Source organism: Acinetobacter sp. WU_MDCI_Abxe161, assembly GCF_025514355.1.
Lineage (GTDB): Bacteria > Pseudomonadota > Gammaproteobacteria > Pseudomonadales > Moraxellaceae > Acinetobacter > Acinetobacter pittii_E.
The window spans coordinates 38196-54680 of sequence record NZ_JAHPTU010000009.1; the positions used below are offsets into that span (position 1 = coordinate 38196).

Here is a 16485-nt window from a genome sequence, read left to right on the forward strand (position 1 = left end):
GGGATTTTTTTATAAGAAATTACATTTGGCTCTGGATATAGTTTTCAATACCTACGCTGCCAATAAGATCAATTTGAGTATCTAGCCAATCCCAATATTCTTCTTCTTTTTCTAGAATTTCTTGAACGAGGTCACGAGTGACATAGTCTTGTTCCGTTTCAGCTAAAGCAACCGCTTTTTGAATTGCTTCTATATTTTCTTTTACTTTACGGATATCACACTGGAGAACTTCTTCTGTGTGTTGACCAATATAAAGTTTGCCTAAATGTTGAAGGTTAGGCAGACCTTCTAAAAATAAAATACGTTCAATGATTTTATCAGCATGTTTCATTTGACGAATTGATTCTTTATATTCAGCAGAACCAAGCTGCTCAATTCCCCAGTCATTAAACATGCGTGAATGCAAAAAGTATTGATTAATTGCAGTTAAATGATGATACAGCACTTGATTGAGCTGATTAATGACATCACGATTGCCTTTCATTGTAGCTACTCCAAAACAATTTCTGCCTCAAACTTAATCAAGGCAATCTATAAATCCATTTTAGTGAACAATCATGGAGATGGCGAGTAATTTATGGAACAGCAAATGAAAATCGCAATCAAAAACAACACAATATTAGAAAGAAGGTTTTTATGCCAAAAAAAACCGCTTGAATGAGGAACTATGAATGTTCCGCAAAAAGCGGTGGAGGAGTCAATAAATTTTGTTAAATATTCATTTTTATTATGCAGCTACAGAAATGCGAGCAGCGATTTCTGCTAATTCTTCGCTAATGATAGCGCGGGCTTCTGGTGCACAGCGTCCACAGCATGTACCAAGATCAAGCAAGTCGCGAATTTCACGATAGCTTTCAGCGCCATTTTCGATAGCGTCTTTAATATCCTGATCAGTAATGCCACGACACAAGCAAACGTACATGGGAGTGATCCCCAAATATAAATGCGATAATTGATATTATTGATAATTATTATCGTTTGTCAATGAAATTCATTTAAAATCTCATTTATCCTTATTGGGATTTTGAATAAAAAAAGACCACCTAAGCGGAAATCTAAGAATAATTTAGATTTTTACGCCAAGGTGGCTCATGTTTTAAAAATGAAATAGTGAAATTTAGATATTTTAATTTTTTTATATCTTATTGATTAATAATTACAATTCCGTCCATTTCCACTAATGCACCTTTTGGTAAGCTTGCTACACCAAGCGCTGCACGTGCAGGGTAGGGTTGAGCAAAATATTCACCCATAATTTGGTTGACGAGTTGGAAATTTGATAGGTCAGTTAAAAAAATATTGAGCTTAGCAATATCTGCAAGTGACCCACCAGCAGCTTCACAAACTGCTTTTAAATTATCAAATACACGGCGAATTTGAGCTTCAATACCTTCTACAAGTTCCATACTGTATGGGTCTAAACCAATTTGCCCTGAAAGATATAGCGTATTGTCTACTAAAATAGCTTGAGAATAGGTGCCGATAGCAGCAGGGGCATTTTCAGTATGAATGACTTGGCGGGACATTTGGTTCTCCTTGATTAAATCTATTTCCATCATAATCGATGATAGCTTTGGACAAAAGTACCATCGATTTAATTGATTAAGTGAATTTGGAAAGTTTGATTTTGTTAAGGAAACATAAATCTAGTCAATCATCTCTAGAGAAACTTAGCTTACTTTTGAAATTTCCATTTGTGGCGTAGGGGCATCTAAACGTTCAATACGTGGGAAGCCATAGTGCATGCGTAAATCACGAATGACTTTTGCAATGTGCTTACGGTTATTGACTACAATATTCACAAAAGTTCTCTGCTCATTTGAGTGAACCATCTCTACACCAGCGTTATTTTTACGACATTGATAAATCAGATCTGATACTTGTTCATCATTCATCGCCATATAAATAGCAAGGTAGGCTGTAAAACGGACATCATCTACATCATCTGCTTTCCATTGAAGCGGCATAATATTTTCAGGGTGTAGATGTTGTTCATGTAGTAAGTTATGACAGCGGATGCGATGCACAATTAATCCACGACGTGTTAAGTGTCCTTGAATTGGATCGCCTAAAATTGGATTGCAGCAGTGTGCATATTTAACGTCGACTCCTTCAGTGCTTTGAATAAGTCGATCTGAGTTTTCTACTTGGGGGTGTTTATCATGGGCAAACAGGTGATTTGCTACAAGTTGAGGTAATAAATCGCCTACTGCAATTTGTTCAAACAATGTATTTTTATTATCGATATGACGCCATTGCAACAGATCTAGCCAATCAGCGTCAGAAAGATCATTGATTGAACGATTAAAGAGTTTCAGTGCACGAGAAAGGGCTTGTGCACCAACTAGACGTTGTTCTTCGATATCTTGATCTTTAAGCACATGCTGTAAAGCACGACGAGCTTTCTGCGTATTAATAAAACTTAGCCAGTCTGGGTTCGGTGTGGCTAAAACATCTGTAATAATCTCAATAACCTGACCGCTAACTAATGGGGTAGAAAGTGGTTTAATCTCACCATCGACTTTTGCGCCAACGGCATGGTTACCTAAAAATAAACTTGCTGAATAAGCAAAATCAACTACGGTAGCACCTTGTGGTAGCTCATGCAGTTGACCATGCGGCGTATATACCCAGATTTTTTCTTGATGTAAGTAATCAAGTAAATCATTGAAAGTTGTTTTAGCACATTCGCCATCGATCAATGTATTTAAGTTCTGCATTGAGGCTTGAATGGCAGAACGACAAGTTTGCGGCGCATTTTCGCCTAACACGACCCCAAAACGAGCAGCTTTACGCATCAGCTCGGTTTGAATTGTAAGAGAGAGCGTCGTTTTTTCGCCTTTAAGCTTAATGAGTAAAGACTGGTTCCCGCCAGGTAATGGGCGACGAATATGGTCTTGATACTGGATAACCTGAAAGTTTTCTCTTAATGCTTCGACTAAGCGATCACAGTCGGCAATAGACTGTAAAACGATTTCAAAAGCATGACTATGGGTAAGCTCTTGGAGATCCATCTCGTTTTTAACGAAATGGCGTAATAATTCGATATTGTTATTTTTCTTTTTAATACGGCCTTGAATATGATAATTATGCAGAAGTTCAGCGAGGTTTTGTTCCCAAATACTTTGATATTTACAACGTTCTGGCTTTGTTTGAAGCAGTGCATTTTGAACGTTATCAAACATATCTAGATCAAGGTTTTGATAACAGAGATTCTCTAGATTATCGCCCATTTCATTCATGCCGACTAATCTTGCCATCGGTACAAATATATCAAAAGTCTCTTGTGCAATGCGGGCACGTTTATCAGGTCGTAGGGCGCCTAGCGTTGTCATATTATGATAGCGATCTGCTAATTTAATAATGATGACACGCGGATCTTGTAAGGTTGCTTGCAAAATCTTTCGGAATGAAGCTGCCTTGTTATATTCTTTATCGCTTGATTGACTAAGTTTGGTTACACCATCAACTAGCTCGGCAACGGTTAGACCAAATTTTTCAATAATATCTTCTTTTGTATATTGAGTATCTTCAATAACATCATGCAAAAGGGCTGCCATTAAAGTTTCAGCATCTAAACGCATGTTTGCAAGAATGCAGCTTACCGCAATCGGATGCAAAATATAGGGTTCGCCACTTTTACGTGTAATGCCAGTGTGCGCTAGATCGGCAAAATCGCAGGCAGCAAGCACTTTTTCGACTTCGCTTACCGATAAGTAAGGGTCGATAATTAATTTGAGCTGTTGCTTGGCTTGGCTGACCTCTTCGCCTGGCATAAATCACCCTTTTTCCTATTGCTGAAAAACTAAATCTATCTGCTTCTTAATGAAAAGCATATTGCGGAACTTGTCAATTTTTTCATTTGAAAAAGTGTATTTTTTTTTCAATGAAAATAATTGCTTTTCCCAATATGTTTGAATATGGCGCAAAGCCAAATAAAAAACCATCGCAAAAAAACGATGGTTTTTTTATGAAACAGAGTGAATTAGAAAGAAAAACCTTCTAAATTCAAGCTGTTTGTAGAAAGGGCAAGATCAAGACTAGAAGTTTGGTAATCTTGCTCACGTTGTTTAAGAATTTCTTTCGTAACGTGCCCTGCCGCGATTTCGCGCAAAGAAACTACAGTCGGTTTGTCGTTATCCCATTCTACAGTTGGCTCCATGCCTTGACGTGCCAATTGACGAGCACGTTTACTTGCAACGAGCACAAGCTCAAAACGGTTGTCTACATGATCTAAACAATCTTCAACGGTGACGCGTGCCATAAAAGTTCTCGTTTTGGAATGGTGAATTTGAACAGACTAAATAGTATAAAAGGCTTTCGATCTAGACTCAAGTTATTCCTGTTTTGGTTGAGGAGTAATCAAGTCTTGGATTAATGTTTGATGACGTTTTGCTTGCTGAGATAGCACTAAACGGTTCGCTGTAATCACAGCTTCAAGCTCATGTAAGGCTTTATTAAAATCATCATTGATAATGATGTAATCAAAGTTCGTGTAGTGCTGCATATCTTCTACTGCACAGCTTAAACGATGCTCAATGACTTCAACTGAGTCAGTGCCGCGATTAGATAAACGCTGACGCAGATCAAATTGAGTTGGAGGTAAAATAAATATTTGCTTTGATTCAGGGAAAAGTTTGCGGACTTGTTCTGCACCTTGCCAATCAATTTCAAGTAAGACATCGTGTCCTTGAGCTAACTGTTGTTTTACAGTAGCTTGAGAAGTGCCATAGTAGTTACCAAATACTTCAGCGTATTCAATAAAACCATCATGGTTGACTTGGTCTAGAAATTCATCTTTTGTAGTGAAGTGATAGTGAACACCATCTAACTCACCGGGACGTTGACCTCGGGTTGTATGCGAGACTGAAACATGTAAATTGCTCACACGGTCAAGCAGGGCTTTTACCAAAGATGTTTTGCCCGTTCCTGATGCAGCAGAAACGACAAACAATAGACCCGACATGATATTTTTCCTGATATGATAAAATATCTTCGCTATTGTAGTGTACCGTGCGTTTAAACTGAATAGTTTTAATTGCAAATATTCAAGAGAAATTCCCCTGTTTTATTAATTTTGAGGCTGTTATGGAAATTGTGTTAGCTAATCCGCGTGGTTTTTGTGCCGGTGTTGATCGAGCCATAGCAATCGTCAATCGGGCTTTGGAATGTTTTAACCCTCCTATTTATGTACGTCATGAAGTTGTACACAATAAATTTGTGGTTGATGACTTACGTCAGAGAGGGGCCGTTTTTGTTGATGAACTAGATCAGGTTCCAGATGACTCAATTGTAATTTTTAGTGCGCACGGTGTTTCAAAAGCAGTTCAACAGGAAGCTGAACGCCGAGGTTTAAAAGTTTTCGATGCAACTTGTCCTTTAGTGACTAAAGTTCATATTGAAGTGACTAAATATGCGCGTGAAGGTACTGAAGCTATTTTAATTGGTCATGAAGGGCACCCGGAAGTCGAAGGCACAATGGGGCAATATGACAAATTAAAAGGCGGTGATATTTATCTGGTTGAAGATGAAGCTGATGTTGCTGCGCTCACCGTACGACATCCAGAAAAATTAGCATTTGTTACGCAAACGACCTTATCTATTGATGACACAGCTAAGGTTATTGATGCTTTGCGTGCTAAATTTCCACATATTCAGGGTCCACGTAAAGATGACATTTGCTACGCTACTCAAAACAGACAAGATGCTGTACGTGATTTAGCAGAAAAATGCGATGTGGTATTGGTTGTAGGTTCACCTAATTCATCAAACTCAAATCGATTGCGTGAGCTTGCAGAGCGTATGGGTAAAGCTGCTTACCTTGTAGATAATGCTGATCAGTTAGAGCAGTCATGGTTCAATGAGACTTGCAAGATCGGCGTTACCGCTGGTGCTTCTGCGCCAGAAATCTTGATTAAACAAGTTATTCAACGTTTACAAGATTGGGGTGCTCAAGCACCGAAAGAGTTAGAAGGGCGTGAAGAGAATATTACTTTTAGCCTTCCTAAAGAATTACGCATTCATGTGACTCAAGCATAAAGTGTGACTTATTTAACATACTGATTTTAAAATAGTTAAATAGATAATTGTTGATATGACAGTTATCTGTTTTTTTATACCCTTTATCTGCTTTGTATTTGTTTTGTAAACATAAGACGTAAAATTTAATTAATAAATAAAAAATTTTTAAGTTTATTTGGGGTTCTGGGGATGAGGGGAATTATTCCGCAAGACGGGTTCACCTTGGTTGAACTTATGGTGACGATTGCGGTCATGGCTATTATCGCGATGATGGCTGCGCCGTCTATGTCAAATTTATTAGAAAGCAAACGACTAGATGAAAATCAACGAGACCTAATCAATACTTTGTCAGAATCAAAGAGCCAAGCAATACTTGGTCGCCAAGATGTATCCATTAATCTGAATTCAACAGCCTCAAATACACCGACTTCTTTTAATTGGAAAGCTGCTTCCAATAGCACTCTTGAGCTTAAAAATATCGCTGCTAATGGTACACAGAGCTCATCAACAGCGACGACTTTAACTTTTAATGCGAATGGAGTGGTAATTAATATTACTCAAGATACGCTTTTATCTATTTGTAATTCAAAAATAAATAAAAAGAAAATTCTTATTTTAACGAAGCTTGGCACATTAATTTTTAAAGCTGAGGAGACATGTTAATGCGGGGCTCTAAGCAAAAAACTCAAGCTGGGGTTGGTTTATTAGAAGTATTGGTCGCCTTAATTTTACTTGCGATAGGAATTTTAGGATATGTCGCTTTGCAAATTCGGGCTATGGATGCTTCTTCAGAAGCATTAAGTAAATCTCAAGCCATGATGATTATGAGAGGGTTAGCAGAAAATATTCGCGTAAATAATACTCAAGCTACTCAATATCCTGCATTTGTTCGTAGTTATAGCAATTATTCATCTGCTACTGCAGCTCCGACTTCCTGTTTCAATGCCGCTTGTACGCCTTCTCAACTTGCTCAATTTGATGCATATCAAGCAGCAAGAAATGCCGATCAACTTGGCATGAAAATCACAATGACAAATTGTCCTGGAGTTACAACCACAATGGCCCAGCAGAGGCAGTGTTTGTTTGTTTTTTGGGGGAAAACTTCTCCGGTAATTACAACAAATAGGGGAAGTATTAGCGCGGATGTGTCGAGTTGTATGAGTACAGATGGTGTTTATGCCAATAATTCAAATTGTTTGATGATGGAGGCATATTAATGGCTCACTCATTTGTATCGTGGAAACAACGGGGCTTTACATTAATTGAGCTTATGGTTGCATTGGCTTTAGGCCTAATTTTAGTAGCTGCAGCAACTCAATTATTTATTGGTGGACTTTTATCAAGCCGTCTACAAAAAGCAAATGCTGAAATACAAGATAGCGGTATTTTTGGTTTGGAATATATTGCCCGTGATATACGCCTTCTAAATTATGGAAATGTAACCAACCCAATATTAACTGATATGACGCCTTGGGGCGGCGTTGTGCTAACTGGCTCAACAGCAACTAATAATAACACTGTTAATTTTATCCCTAATGTCGGAGCAAATACTTATATTGCTGACACATTATTGAGCCGTGGTGCAGGCGATACGGTGAGTACAGTGAGTAATCACTGGAGAGGTTTTTCAAATATACAGAATAGTTCAAATACAGCTGTGCAAAGTGATCAATTGACGATTCAATTTATTGCGCCTACGAATATGACTAATTGTGAAGGTGTGAATGTCCTTGCAGGAGATTTAATAGTAGAGCGTTATTTTTTACGACTAGATAGCAATGGTACCTCCCAGCAAGATTATGCACTTGCATGTGATGCAAATACTCCCTCTATTGTAGCCACAGCTCAACCGACCACGATTGCCGGGTTGGGCGACGCTGGTCAAATTGTATTGCCGCGTATTGATCATTTTCATGTGCTGTTTGGTGCAAAAAATGCGGCTGGCAATTTTGCTTATTATACCATTCCCCAATATCGCGCTGCTGCACAGGCTGCCCGAGATGCCACACCATCTGTGATGCCGCCACGAATTCTTTCAATACAAATATCTGTATTAGCGCGTTCTACTAATAATGCTCAAAACAAAGCAATAGATCCGGCGCAGTCTTTTTTTATGTTAGATCAAACTGTGTACGCTTCTGATAATACAACTCGATTCTTACGCCGTACTTATAACGTAACAATTGCTCTACGAAATGCGATGGGGGAAAGTCTATGACCCATTTAACTCATAAAAGTAGGTCTAAAGAAAAAGGGGCAACCCTTATTGTTGTGCTTATTATTTTATTGATTGTTATTTCTGTAGGCGTTTTAGCCATAAGAGTGGCTATTGTTTCTTTAAAAGTTGCTACCAATAGCCAAGTTAGCCAATTAAATTTTCAGTCATCTGACACGCCTTTAGAACTCATTGTACAGATGAATCCTACCAATCTAACTAATATTACTAATGTGATTGGGGCGGCGCTCAAAGAGCATGAAAGTAACCCGGGTGCGGAATACAACTTTTGTTATAAACCTGTTTCTACAGCAACAAATTTTGCTCAGACCAGAGGTGCAAGTTTACTTCGAGCAGGAAGCGCTAATAATGCAGTCGTTGAAGATGGCGGCGTAGCGGGTTTCTGTGATTTAACAAGTGACTATGGAAGTAATCGCCAAGCAGTGGTTACTCAAGTTGCTGTAAGTATTCCAACAGATGCTGCTAGTGATATTCCAGGTTCAAATTTACCGCGAGGAACAAATACTTCGGAAGGTACACAACTTCCTAAAAGCATGTTGTCTACGCAGCGTATTCGAGTGATTACAACAGCTTTTTTACCAGCCTATGCATCTACCTCTATCGAAACTTTACAAAGAGATTGCTTAAGCACGAGTTCGGCAAAAATTAGCGACAATTTTGATACCGCTTTAACAGCTAAACAAACATTGGCTGAGTGTTTAGCAAATCATAACGTGCCTTTTAGTACTCAAGTTCAAGAATTTAACTATACCAATAAGCTCACTCAAATTACGGCACCGGGTTCATAATGGGGAATATCGTGAAACTAAAATTGAAGAATTTTAAGCCAAATAATTTATGGTATGCCATCTGTTCGAGTTCGGTTGCTTTTACATGGTTGATGACAAGCTCTGTGGTGCAGGCAAGTGATTTACAAATTTATGCTTCACCTACAGCGGGTAAAAAAACCATTGTAATGATGTTGGATACCTCTGGTTCAATGGGGGTAAATAGTAGTAGTAATTCAATTAATGCAGATTATGGAGTGTGTTCAGATCGTACAACTGTGCAAACTGATAGTGGAGGGAGTGGGTCTTATACATATTCCAGAACGTACTGCTCGGTGGCTTATTCGACTTCAATTTCGTCGAATTATCAAAGATTAAAGGACAAGTGTTATAATCCTAATAAAAATGCTGATGGTATTTATAGCGCTCGAACAGATTCCTTGAAATGCTATGATCGAATATCAAGGCTAAAGGATGGTATGTTTGCATTTTTGGATAGTAATAACTCCAGCTTAACAAATGTCCGGGTGGGATTGGGTCATTATTCTGTCAATGGGTCAGGAAATGCAGGAAAGATATTAGTACCAGCCGCTACTCTTGGTGCTACTAATTCAACCCAAAGGAATGCTATACGTACAGCTGTGATGGGGCTGACTGCAAGTGGAGGAACACCTACTGCCGCTGCATATGCTGAAGCAGCTGCATATTTGATGGGAACAACAACTAACGCACCTGTACAAATTGCAGTTGATGTTTATAGAAAGGAAGAAACAAGAAGTATAAGTAGTTATCAATGTCCTAGCAGCTATCCTTATTTGAGTACCAATGTGGCACCGCCGCTTTGCTATGAAAGATATGAGTCTTGGAGATTTCAACCATATCGAGGTAATAGTACCGAAGCTATACCAGTATATGGTCCTATTATAAATACTTACTATAGATGTGATAGCTTGAATGCTACAGATTTTAGTAATGAAATACAGACTTGTCGTTTTAATGGTTGGGTTTCTTTAGGGGGAACGGCTCCATCTAATCTTGCTCAAGATGGTTATTATACTGATGGCAACAATACTATTTATTACAAACAGGAAATGCAACTAGGAGCTAACTCGTATAGTGGTTTTAGTAGTTCTATTTCTGACTCTAAAAAAGCAGACTTACTTAGTTACGCCTCACCATTGCCAGCGGCTGCTGATCGAGTAAGTTGTGATGGTCAAGGAGTTTATATTCTATCTGATGGAGAGCCGACAAATAAGACTGATTCGACCCTTAATTCTATTATGAATGCTAGTCTGAGTAGTACGAATTTTGATTGCGCTGCATCAGGTGCACTAAGTAGTATTAACGATTGGCATTGTATGAGTAACTATGCGAAAAGACTTTTTAATGGTGGTGTAATCCAAAGCATAGCTGCTAATGCGACGAATCCTGTCAATGTTCCCATACAAACTGCTTTTGTTGGTTTTGGTAATGATTTTACAAGTTTAGGATCTAGTGATGTCGTTAATGCATGTAAATTGACATCCCGAACCCAAACAGATCGCGCAGGTGATGATGCTTGTTCGCCGAATCAAGGAACAAACGCAATTGCTAGTCCTGGTTATGGTAATGGAGGGTTTTTTGCAACGCAAACACCACAAGGTGTTACTGATAGTGTTATCGCATTTATTAATAACTTGGGTGCAGCACCTTTAGCACCGTTAACAACAGGTGTGATCTCTGTTCCTTATGATGCATTAAATCCTAAAAACTTACAGGAATATGGTTATTTACGTGCTTTTGAACCAAATCCAGCAAATGCATATTTAACATGGCGTGGTAACCTGAAAAAATATCATGTTGTTTTATCGGGAACAAATGCAGGTGCTTTTGAAGCTAACACTGGTGGTCTAGTCTACAACGCAAGTGGGGCATTTAGAGCGGGTACAAAAGATTATTGGAACAGCTCGAATTACAATGATGGAGGAAAAGTCTTTTTAGGTGGTTCATATTCGAATGTGCCTTTACCTGTTGCGGGACAAACAGAAGTAGTAGATAGCGTAGGAAATATCACTAAATATTACTATGCGGTACAAAGTAAAATTCGAAATCTATTTACTGATGTTTCTGCAGTTGCAACAGATGGTAGTCTCACCAAAATATCAACTAGTGGTACTAATCTATTAAAGATTCCTGCGGCTCCTGCTACAGGTACTAATCCTTTTGATAGTGTGGCTAATACAGCAAGTTATGTTTTAGGAAAATTTAATGCATCAACTGGACAAGATATTTTAAAAGCTTTCCCGATTAGCTTGAAGTTAAAAATATTAAATTATCTAGGTTATTCAACTGATATTAGCGCTACGTCTTTACCTTCGTCATTAGTTACATCGAATGAACCATATTTATCGATGGGCGGTAGTATTCATTCTTTACCGGTACAGCTCACCTATAATGGAACATTAGATGAAAATGGGAATTTAACATCTGCACGTGAACAATCCATTCTCTATGGAACGATGGAAGGTGGTCTGCATATTGTGGATGCTTCAACTGGTATAGAACAAATGGCTTTCGTTCCTGCCGATATTTTAAATGATCCAGTCGCTTCAAAAGCTTTAGTTGTTGGTCAAAGTGATGCTACAGCACCTGCACACGGTATGGATGGAGCTTGGGTATCCGACCCTGCATATAGTATTACTACAACGGGAAGTGGTAGCTCAGCAGTATCAAAAGTGACTGCAAAGCAAATGAATATTTATGGTGGCATGCGAATGGGGGGCAGCAGTTATTATGGCTTAAATGTCTTAAATCCTGCTTCACCTAAGCTCCTCTTTAGAGTAGGTGCAGACCAAACTGATTATAGTCGTATGGGGCAGAGTTGGTCTAAACCTGTACTTGCAAATATACGTTATAACGGGGTGATTAAACGGGTCATGATTGTTGGTGGTGGCTACGACCAATGTTATGAAAACCCGAATATTACCTTGAGTAACTCTTGCTTTACGAATGGAAAAGCAAAAGGAAACGCTGTTTATATTATTGATGCTAAAACTGGGGAACGCTTATGGTGGACTAGTGATACAGGCTCTAGTATAGATAACTCTAATATGAAGCATAGTATTGTGAGTCGTATTAGTACCTTAGATCGAGATGCTGATGGTTTAGTAGATCATTTATATTTTGGCGATTTAGGTGGACAAGTTTTCCGTATCGATCTTAATAATAATCAGACCAAAACAAATTCAACTTATAGCAGTTTTGGGGTTCGAGTTGTTCGATTAGCCAATTTGGCAACGAATGATGCTACTTATGATAGCTCGAACGACTATACAGCTGGGAATGCGCCGCGTTTTTATGAACCGCCAACAGTGACAATTCACGATTATGGAATCCGTACTTTTATTTCTGTAGGTATTGCTTCAGGCGACCGTAGTACACCTTTAGATGTTTATCCACTTACAGGCCGTGAGGGGATGTCACCAAGCACAGCATTAAGCGGAAGACCTGTAAATAACGTTTATGGAATTATCGATAAAGACTTTATCAAAAAGAATCTGATGTCTTTAACTGATAACCAACTTGAAACAAAAGATATTACTCGATCGACGCTTCGAAAAAATCCACAAATTTTACGGTCTGGGGAAACACGAGTAGCACAGATTTTCTTTCCAAACACTGGGGTGGGGCAAAGTGGTTGGTATCGCTCACTTTCTAGTATGAGCGATGGTACCGAAAAAGCTAATAATAGTTTCCGTATTAAAGGAGGTCTTAAAGCTTTTGAAGAGCCTATGGCAATTACTGGGACTTTAATTGTGCCTGTTTATGACCCACAGGGAACAGGTATTGTAGCGGCAGACCCATGTTTACCACGTGTAGTCGGTGAAACTGACCAGCAGACGTTCTGTTTACCATTTGGCGCCTGCCTTAATTCTGATGGAACAATTGATCAAAATAAAGAAAATCACAGTGGGTTTGAAACTGAAACTGGGAGTAACTGTCCAGTAGGAGTTTCTGAATGTAATGAAAATGTTATTGGCTCCGGTATTCGTGGCGTAACATTTGTACCAACGGAGGATAACCCACCTGCGACTAATAGTTGTGGGAAATTAAAGCTGTCTGGTAATGAGCAAGGGACTGGACAGTGGCAATGTACGAGTCATTTAGTTCCTACGCGTTGGTATGAGCGTTATCGTTAAGGGATGACTGATGAATAAATATTATATTCTGCGGTTTAATCAGGGTGTTACCTTGATTGAGCTCATGGTTGTCATCGTGATTGTCGCTATTTTTGCTTCGATTGCTATCCCTTCATATCAAAGTTATAGCCGTAGAGCGACGGCTTCTGCTGCTAAAGGTGAAATTCTAAAATTGGCAGAACAATTGGAACGGCATAAATCCAAGAACTTTACCTATAGAGGATTTACCACCACATCTGTAACGTTGCCACGGGGCGGTTATACGATTGAAATTAGTGATGATACGACGACAGGAAATTTATTGACGAATGGTGCGGCGAATGGGCAAACATGGGTCATTAAAGCGACAACTACAGATTCAAGAAACTTTAATTTTATTGCTAAAAATTCAGGTTTGCGTTGCCAAAGTTTAACAGCTACGGCTGTTGATAATGACTGTGGTGGAACAGTCACTTGCAATGTATGTGAAACAAATAGTGAGAATTGGCAATGAAGAATGGTTTTACCTTAATAGAGCTCATGATTGTAGTCGCAATAATTGCAATTTTAGCAGCTATAGCTACACCTTCGTATTTACAGTATTTACGCAAAGGACATCGTACAGCTGTTCAATCTGAAATGATGAATATTGCCCAAACATTAGAAGCAGAAAAAGTAGTTCACAATCGTTATCCATCGAATGCGACTATTACATCGATTTATGGTTCTAGTGTAAGTCCTCAACAAGGCCAAGCCTTATATAACTTGGCTTTTGCTAGTATAACTGATTCAAGTTGGGTGTTAACGGCTACGCCTATTGCTACTAGTTCACAAGCTGGTGATGGGATCATTTGTCTTAATGATCAAGGGCAAAAATTTTGGGCAAAAGGTGCAACTGATTGTGCGTTATCTGCTGCATCAAATTGGCTAGAGTAATTTTAAATTCAAAACTGCGGATAACTCAAAAAATAAACTTTCTTTCAGGGCGAAAATCACGTAGAATGTCGCCCTCTATGAAAGGGGTTTGAAGTGTTGCCGATGGTCGGCGCAGGGATAATCCGTAAGAATTATAAGGCTTTTATCATGGTTGTTATTCGTTTAGCACGTGGCGGCGCAAAAAAACGTCCATTCTATCAAATCGTTGTGACTGACAGCCGCAATGCACGTGATGGTCGTTTCATCGAGCGTATCGGTTTCTTTAACCCGACTGCACAAGGTCAAGCAGAAAAACTTCGTTTAGATGCAGACCGTTTTGCTCACTGGGTTTCTCAAGGTGCTCAACCTTCTGAACGTGTTGCTTCTTTAGCTGCTCAAGCTAAAAAAGCTACTGCATAATTTTTGTAGTAGGTAGCCCATGACATCAACACAGAATGTTCCCGAAGATCGTATTCAGATTGGACAGTTACGTTCAGCTTATGGATTGAATGGGTGGCTCTGGGTGTATTCAAATACAGAACCTATGAGCAACATGTTTGACTACCTGCCTTGGTACATTGAGACCAAGGCCGGTTGGCAAACAATAGATGTAAAACGTTGGAAACCCCATGGCAAAGGCCTAGTTGTCGCGTTGAAAGGTGTGAGTGATCGCACTGGAGCGGAAAGCTTGGTTGGCGCTAATATCTGGATTGCTAAGTCTCAACTGCCAAAAGCAGATGTAGATGAGTACTACTGGTCGGATTTGAAGGGCTTAACAGTGTTAGGTCTTGATGAGGAAGAACAGGAAGTAAACTTAGGAAAAATTCATGAGTTGTTTGAAACTGGAGCCAATGATGTGATGGTGGTGCATGCTACCCCAGACAGCATTGATTCAGAAGAGCGCATGATTCCTTGGCACAAAGATGTAGTACAACGTGTTGATCTTGAAGCTGGTCGTATTTACGTCAATTGGGGCGTAGATTATTAATCCTTTTAGGATTAATACAGCAGGAAAATAGAGGAGTCTGTAATGTTTTTTGCAGTCATTACGCTTTTTCCTGAAATGTTTGAAGCGATTACAGCCTACGGCATCAGCGGACGTGCGGCAAAACGAGATATTGTACAAGTCACTTGTATTAATCCTCGTGATTTTGCTGAGGGAAACTACAGAAGAGTGGATGAACGTCCATTTGGTGGTGGCCCCGGTATGGTGATGATGGCTGAGCCTTTGGCGAAAGCAATTGCGCATGCCAAACAGCTTGCCTCACAAGCAGGACATGTTCATGTCCCTGTGGTGTATATGTCCCCACAAGGCAAAACCTTAAATGAAAAGGCAGTACAGAAGTTTGTCGATTATGACGGCTTAATCGTACTGTGTGGACGTTATGAGGGAGTAGATGAACGTTTGATCCAGTATTATGTTGATCAAGAATGGTCAATTGGTGATTATGTTTTATCTGGTGGTGAACTGCCCGCTATGGTGTTACTTGACAGTATTATTCGCCGTTTGCCGAATGTAATGTCAGATGAACAATCAGCAGTACAAGATTCTTTTGTTGATGGTCTTTTAGATTGTCCACAATATACAAAGCCTGACCATTTTGAAGGGCTGGATGTGCCAGAGGTATTAAAATCTGGACATCATGGCAATATTGAAAAATGGCGGTTTTTGCAGCGATATCAACGAACTCTAGAGCGCCGACCGGAGTTGGCTGAAAAGGTTGAGTTGACTAAGCAGCAAAAGAAATGGCTAAAAGATACGCAAGAGAATAATGGTAACTCTTAATCGTTATTCTCAAGAACGAAAGTTCTGCAATCAGACGAGAAGCAATGCTTCGAGTTAAAGCATAATTCTATTTAATGAATAGTTTTATGTATATTTAAAGGCTCTTTATAGACATATTGTCGTAAAGGGAAAGATAAACGGGTTGATATGCGCTTTAGCCTCTATCCCCAGCGGAATCTCAGACCTCTTCTGACTCCGCACATATTGGAGATTCCCACAATGAGTGGTAAACATCCTTTAGTTCAAGCTGTTGAAAATGCACAGTTAAAATCTGATATCCCTGCTTTTGCTCCTGGTGACACTGTCATCGTTCAAGTAAAAGTAAAAGAGGGTGATCGTGAACGTCTTCAAGCATTTGAAGGTGTTGTAATCGCTAAGAAAAACCGTGGTTTGAACTCTGCGTTCACAGTACGTAAAATTTCTAGCGGTGTTGGTGTTGAGCGTGTATTCCAAACTCACTCACCAGTTGTTGCTAAAATCGAAGTGAAACGTCGTGGTGACGTTCGTCGTGCTAAACTTTACTACCTTCGTGACTTGTCTGGTAAAGCTGCACGTATTCGTGAAAAATTACCAGCTCGTAAAGCGTAAGCTTATAGCGAGTAA

18 protein-coding genes and 2 pseudogenes are annotated in these 16485 nt (G+C 39.3%); 13 read left to right on the top strand and 7 right to left on the bottom strand.

Features of this window, described 5'->3' with window-relative positions; genetic code table 11:
• Nucleotides 1-19: 19 nt before the first annotated feature.
• The 7 genes from bfr to gmk form a co-directional block, all read right to left on the bottom strand.
• Nucleotides 20-484 carry a bacterioferritin gene (gene bfr / locus KTI78_RS11420; RefSeq protein WP_000678123.1) on the bottom strand — a complete coding sequence of 155 codons (465 nt, stop codon included), beginning with the start codon at nt 482-484 and terminating at the stop codon, nt 20-22.
• Nucleotides 485-727: 243 nt separating this feature from the next.
• Nucleotides 728-922: a bacterioferritin-associated ferredoxin gene (locus KTI78_RS11425; RefSeq protein ID WP_000289091.1), complete on the bottom strand. Its 195-nt coding sequence runs from the start codon at nt 920-922 to the stop codon at nt 728-730.
• A 220-nt stretch (nt 923-1142) separates the two neighbouring features.
• Nucleotides 1143-1526, bottom strand: coding sequence for a RidA family protein (locus tag KTI78_RS11430; RefSeq protein WP_002116996.1), 384 nt, complete (start codon nt 1524-1526; stop codon nt 1143-1145).
• Between the two features lie 144 nt (nt 1527-1670).
• Nucleotides 1671-3776: a RelA/SpoT family protein gene (locus tag KTI78_RS11435; RefSeq protein ID WP_016142894.1), complete on the bottom strand. Its 2106-nt coding sequence runs from the start codon at nt 3774-3776 to the stop codon at nt 1671-1673.
• Nucleotides 3777-3791: 15 nt separating this feature from the next.
• Nucleotides 3792-3947 (bottom strand): hypothetical protein, encoded by a 156-nt coding sequence (locus KTI78_RS11440; RefSeq protein ID WP_014207816.1) that lies wholly within the window; start codon nt 3945-3947, stop codon nt 3792-3794.
• A gap of 38 nt (nt 3948-3985) precedes the next feature.
• A complete protein-coding gene (gene rpoZ, locus KTI78_RS11445) occupies nt 3986-4264 on the bottom strand; it encodes a DNA-directed RNA polymerase subunit omega (protein WP_002116990.1) in 279 nt (92 codons plus the stop codon).
• A gap of 72 nt (nt 4265-4336) precedes the next feature.
• On the bottom strand, nt 4337-4966 hold the full coding sequence (gene gmk, locus KTI78_RS11450) for a guanylate kinase (protein WP_002116973.1): 630 nt from the start codon (nt 4964-4966) through the stop codon (nt 4337-4339).
• A 122-nt stretch (nt 4967-5088) separates the two neighbouring features.
• Here gmk and ispH point away from each other — a divergent pair, with 122 nt between their 5' ends.
• The 13 genes and pseudogenes from ispH to rplS all read left to right on the top strand — a co-directional run bounded on the left by ispH (nt 5089) and on the right by rplS (nt 16470).
• A complete protein-coding gene (gene ispH, locus KTI78_RS11455) occupies nt 5089-6039 on the top strand; it encodes a 4-hydroxy-3-methylbut-2-enyl diphosphate reductase (protein ID WP_016142896.1) in 951 nt (316 codons plus the stop codon).
• 171 nt (nt 6040-6210) lie between these two features.
• Complete coding sequence (locus KTI78_RS11460; RefSeq protein WP_262446176.1) at nt 6211-6684, top strand: Tfp pilus assembly protein FimT/FimU; 474 nt, start codon at nt 6211-6213, stop codon at nt 6682-6684.
• The gene (gene pilV, locus KTI78_RS11465; RefSeq protein WP_262446177.1) at nt 6678-7238 is read left to right on the top strand and encodes a type IV pilus modification protein PilV; all 561 of its coding nucleotides are present in this window, start codon (nt 6678-6680) and stop codon (nt 7236-7238) included. The genes KTI78_RS11460 and pilV overlap by 7 nt, the downstream gene beginning before the upstream one ends.
• Entirely contained in the window at nt 7238-8239 is a 1002-nt protein-coding gene (locus tag KTI78_RS11470; RefSeq protein WP_262446178.1) for a PilW family protein, read from the top strand. Before pilV ends, KTI78_RS11470 begins: the two co-directional genes overlap by 1 nt.
• Nucleotides 8236-9045 carry a PilX N-terminal domain-containing pilus assembly protein gene (locus tag KTI78_RS11475; RefSeq protein WP_262446179.1) on the top strand — a complete coding sequence of 270 codons (810 nt, stop codon included), beginning with the start codon at nt 8236-8238 and terminating at the stop codon, nt 9043-9045. The genes KTI78_RS11470 and KTI78_RS11475 overlap by 4 nt, the downstream gene beginning before the upstream one ends.
• 11 nt (nt 9046-9056) lie before the next feature.
• Nucleotides 9057-9750: pseudogene (locus KTI78_RS17660) on the top strand (hypothetical protein); the annotation flags it as partial.
• Nucleotides 9751-10157: 407 nt separating this feature from the next.
• Nucleotides 10158-13202: pseudogene (locus KTI78_RS11480) on the top strand (pilus assembly protein); the annotation flags it as partial.
• A gap of 10 nt (nt 13203-13212) precedes the next feature.
• A complete protein-coding gene (locus KTI78_RS11485) occupies nt 13213-13695 on the top strand; it encodes a type IV pilin protein (RefSeq protein ID WP_239967069.1) in 483 nt (160 codons plus the stop codon).
• Nucleotides 13692-14117, top strand: a complete 426-nt coding sequence (locus tag KTI78_RS11490) for a type IV pilin protein (protein WP_239967070.1) — start codon at nt 13692-13694, stop codon at nt 14115-14117. Before KTI78_RS11485 ends, KTI78_RS11490 begins: the two co-directional genes overlap by 4 nt.
• 147 nt (nt 14118-14264) lie before the next feature.
• A complete protein-coding gene (gene rpsP / locus KTI78_RS11495) occupies nt 14265-14516 on the top strand; it encodes a 30S ribosomal protein S16 (RefSeq protein ID WP_000260334.1) in 252 nt (83 codons plus the stop codon).
• A 19-nt stretch (nt 14517-14535) separates the two neighbouring features.
• Complete coding sequence (gene rimM / locus KTI78_RS11500; RefSeq protein ID WP_002116736.1) at nt 14536-15084, top strand: ribosome maturation factor RimM; 549 nt, start codon at nt 14536-14538, stop codon at nt 15082-15084.
• A 42-nt stretch (nt 15085-15126) separates the two neighbouring features.
• On the top strand, nt 15127-15882 hold the full coding sequence (gene trmD / locus KTI78_RS11505; protein WP_262446181.1) for a tRNA (guanosine(37)-N1)-methyltransferase TrmD: 756 nt from the start codon (nt 15127-15129) through the stop codon (nt 15880-15882).
• A gap of 219 nt (nt 15883-16101) precedes the next feature.
• Nucleotides 16102-16470 carry a 50S ribosomal protein L19 gene (rplS, locus tag KTI78_RS11510; protein ID WP_002116654.1) on the top strand — a complete coding sequence of 123 codons (369 nt, stop codon included), beginning with the start codon at nt 16102-16104 and terminating at the stop codon, nt 16468-16470.
• Nucleotides 16471-16485 lie beyond the last annotated feature (15 nt).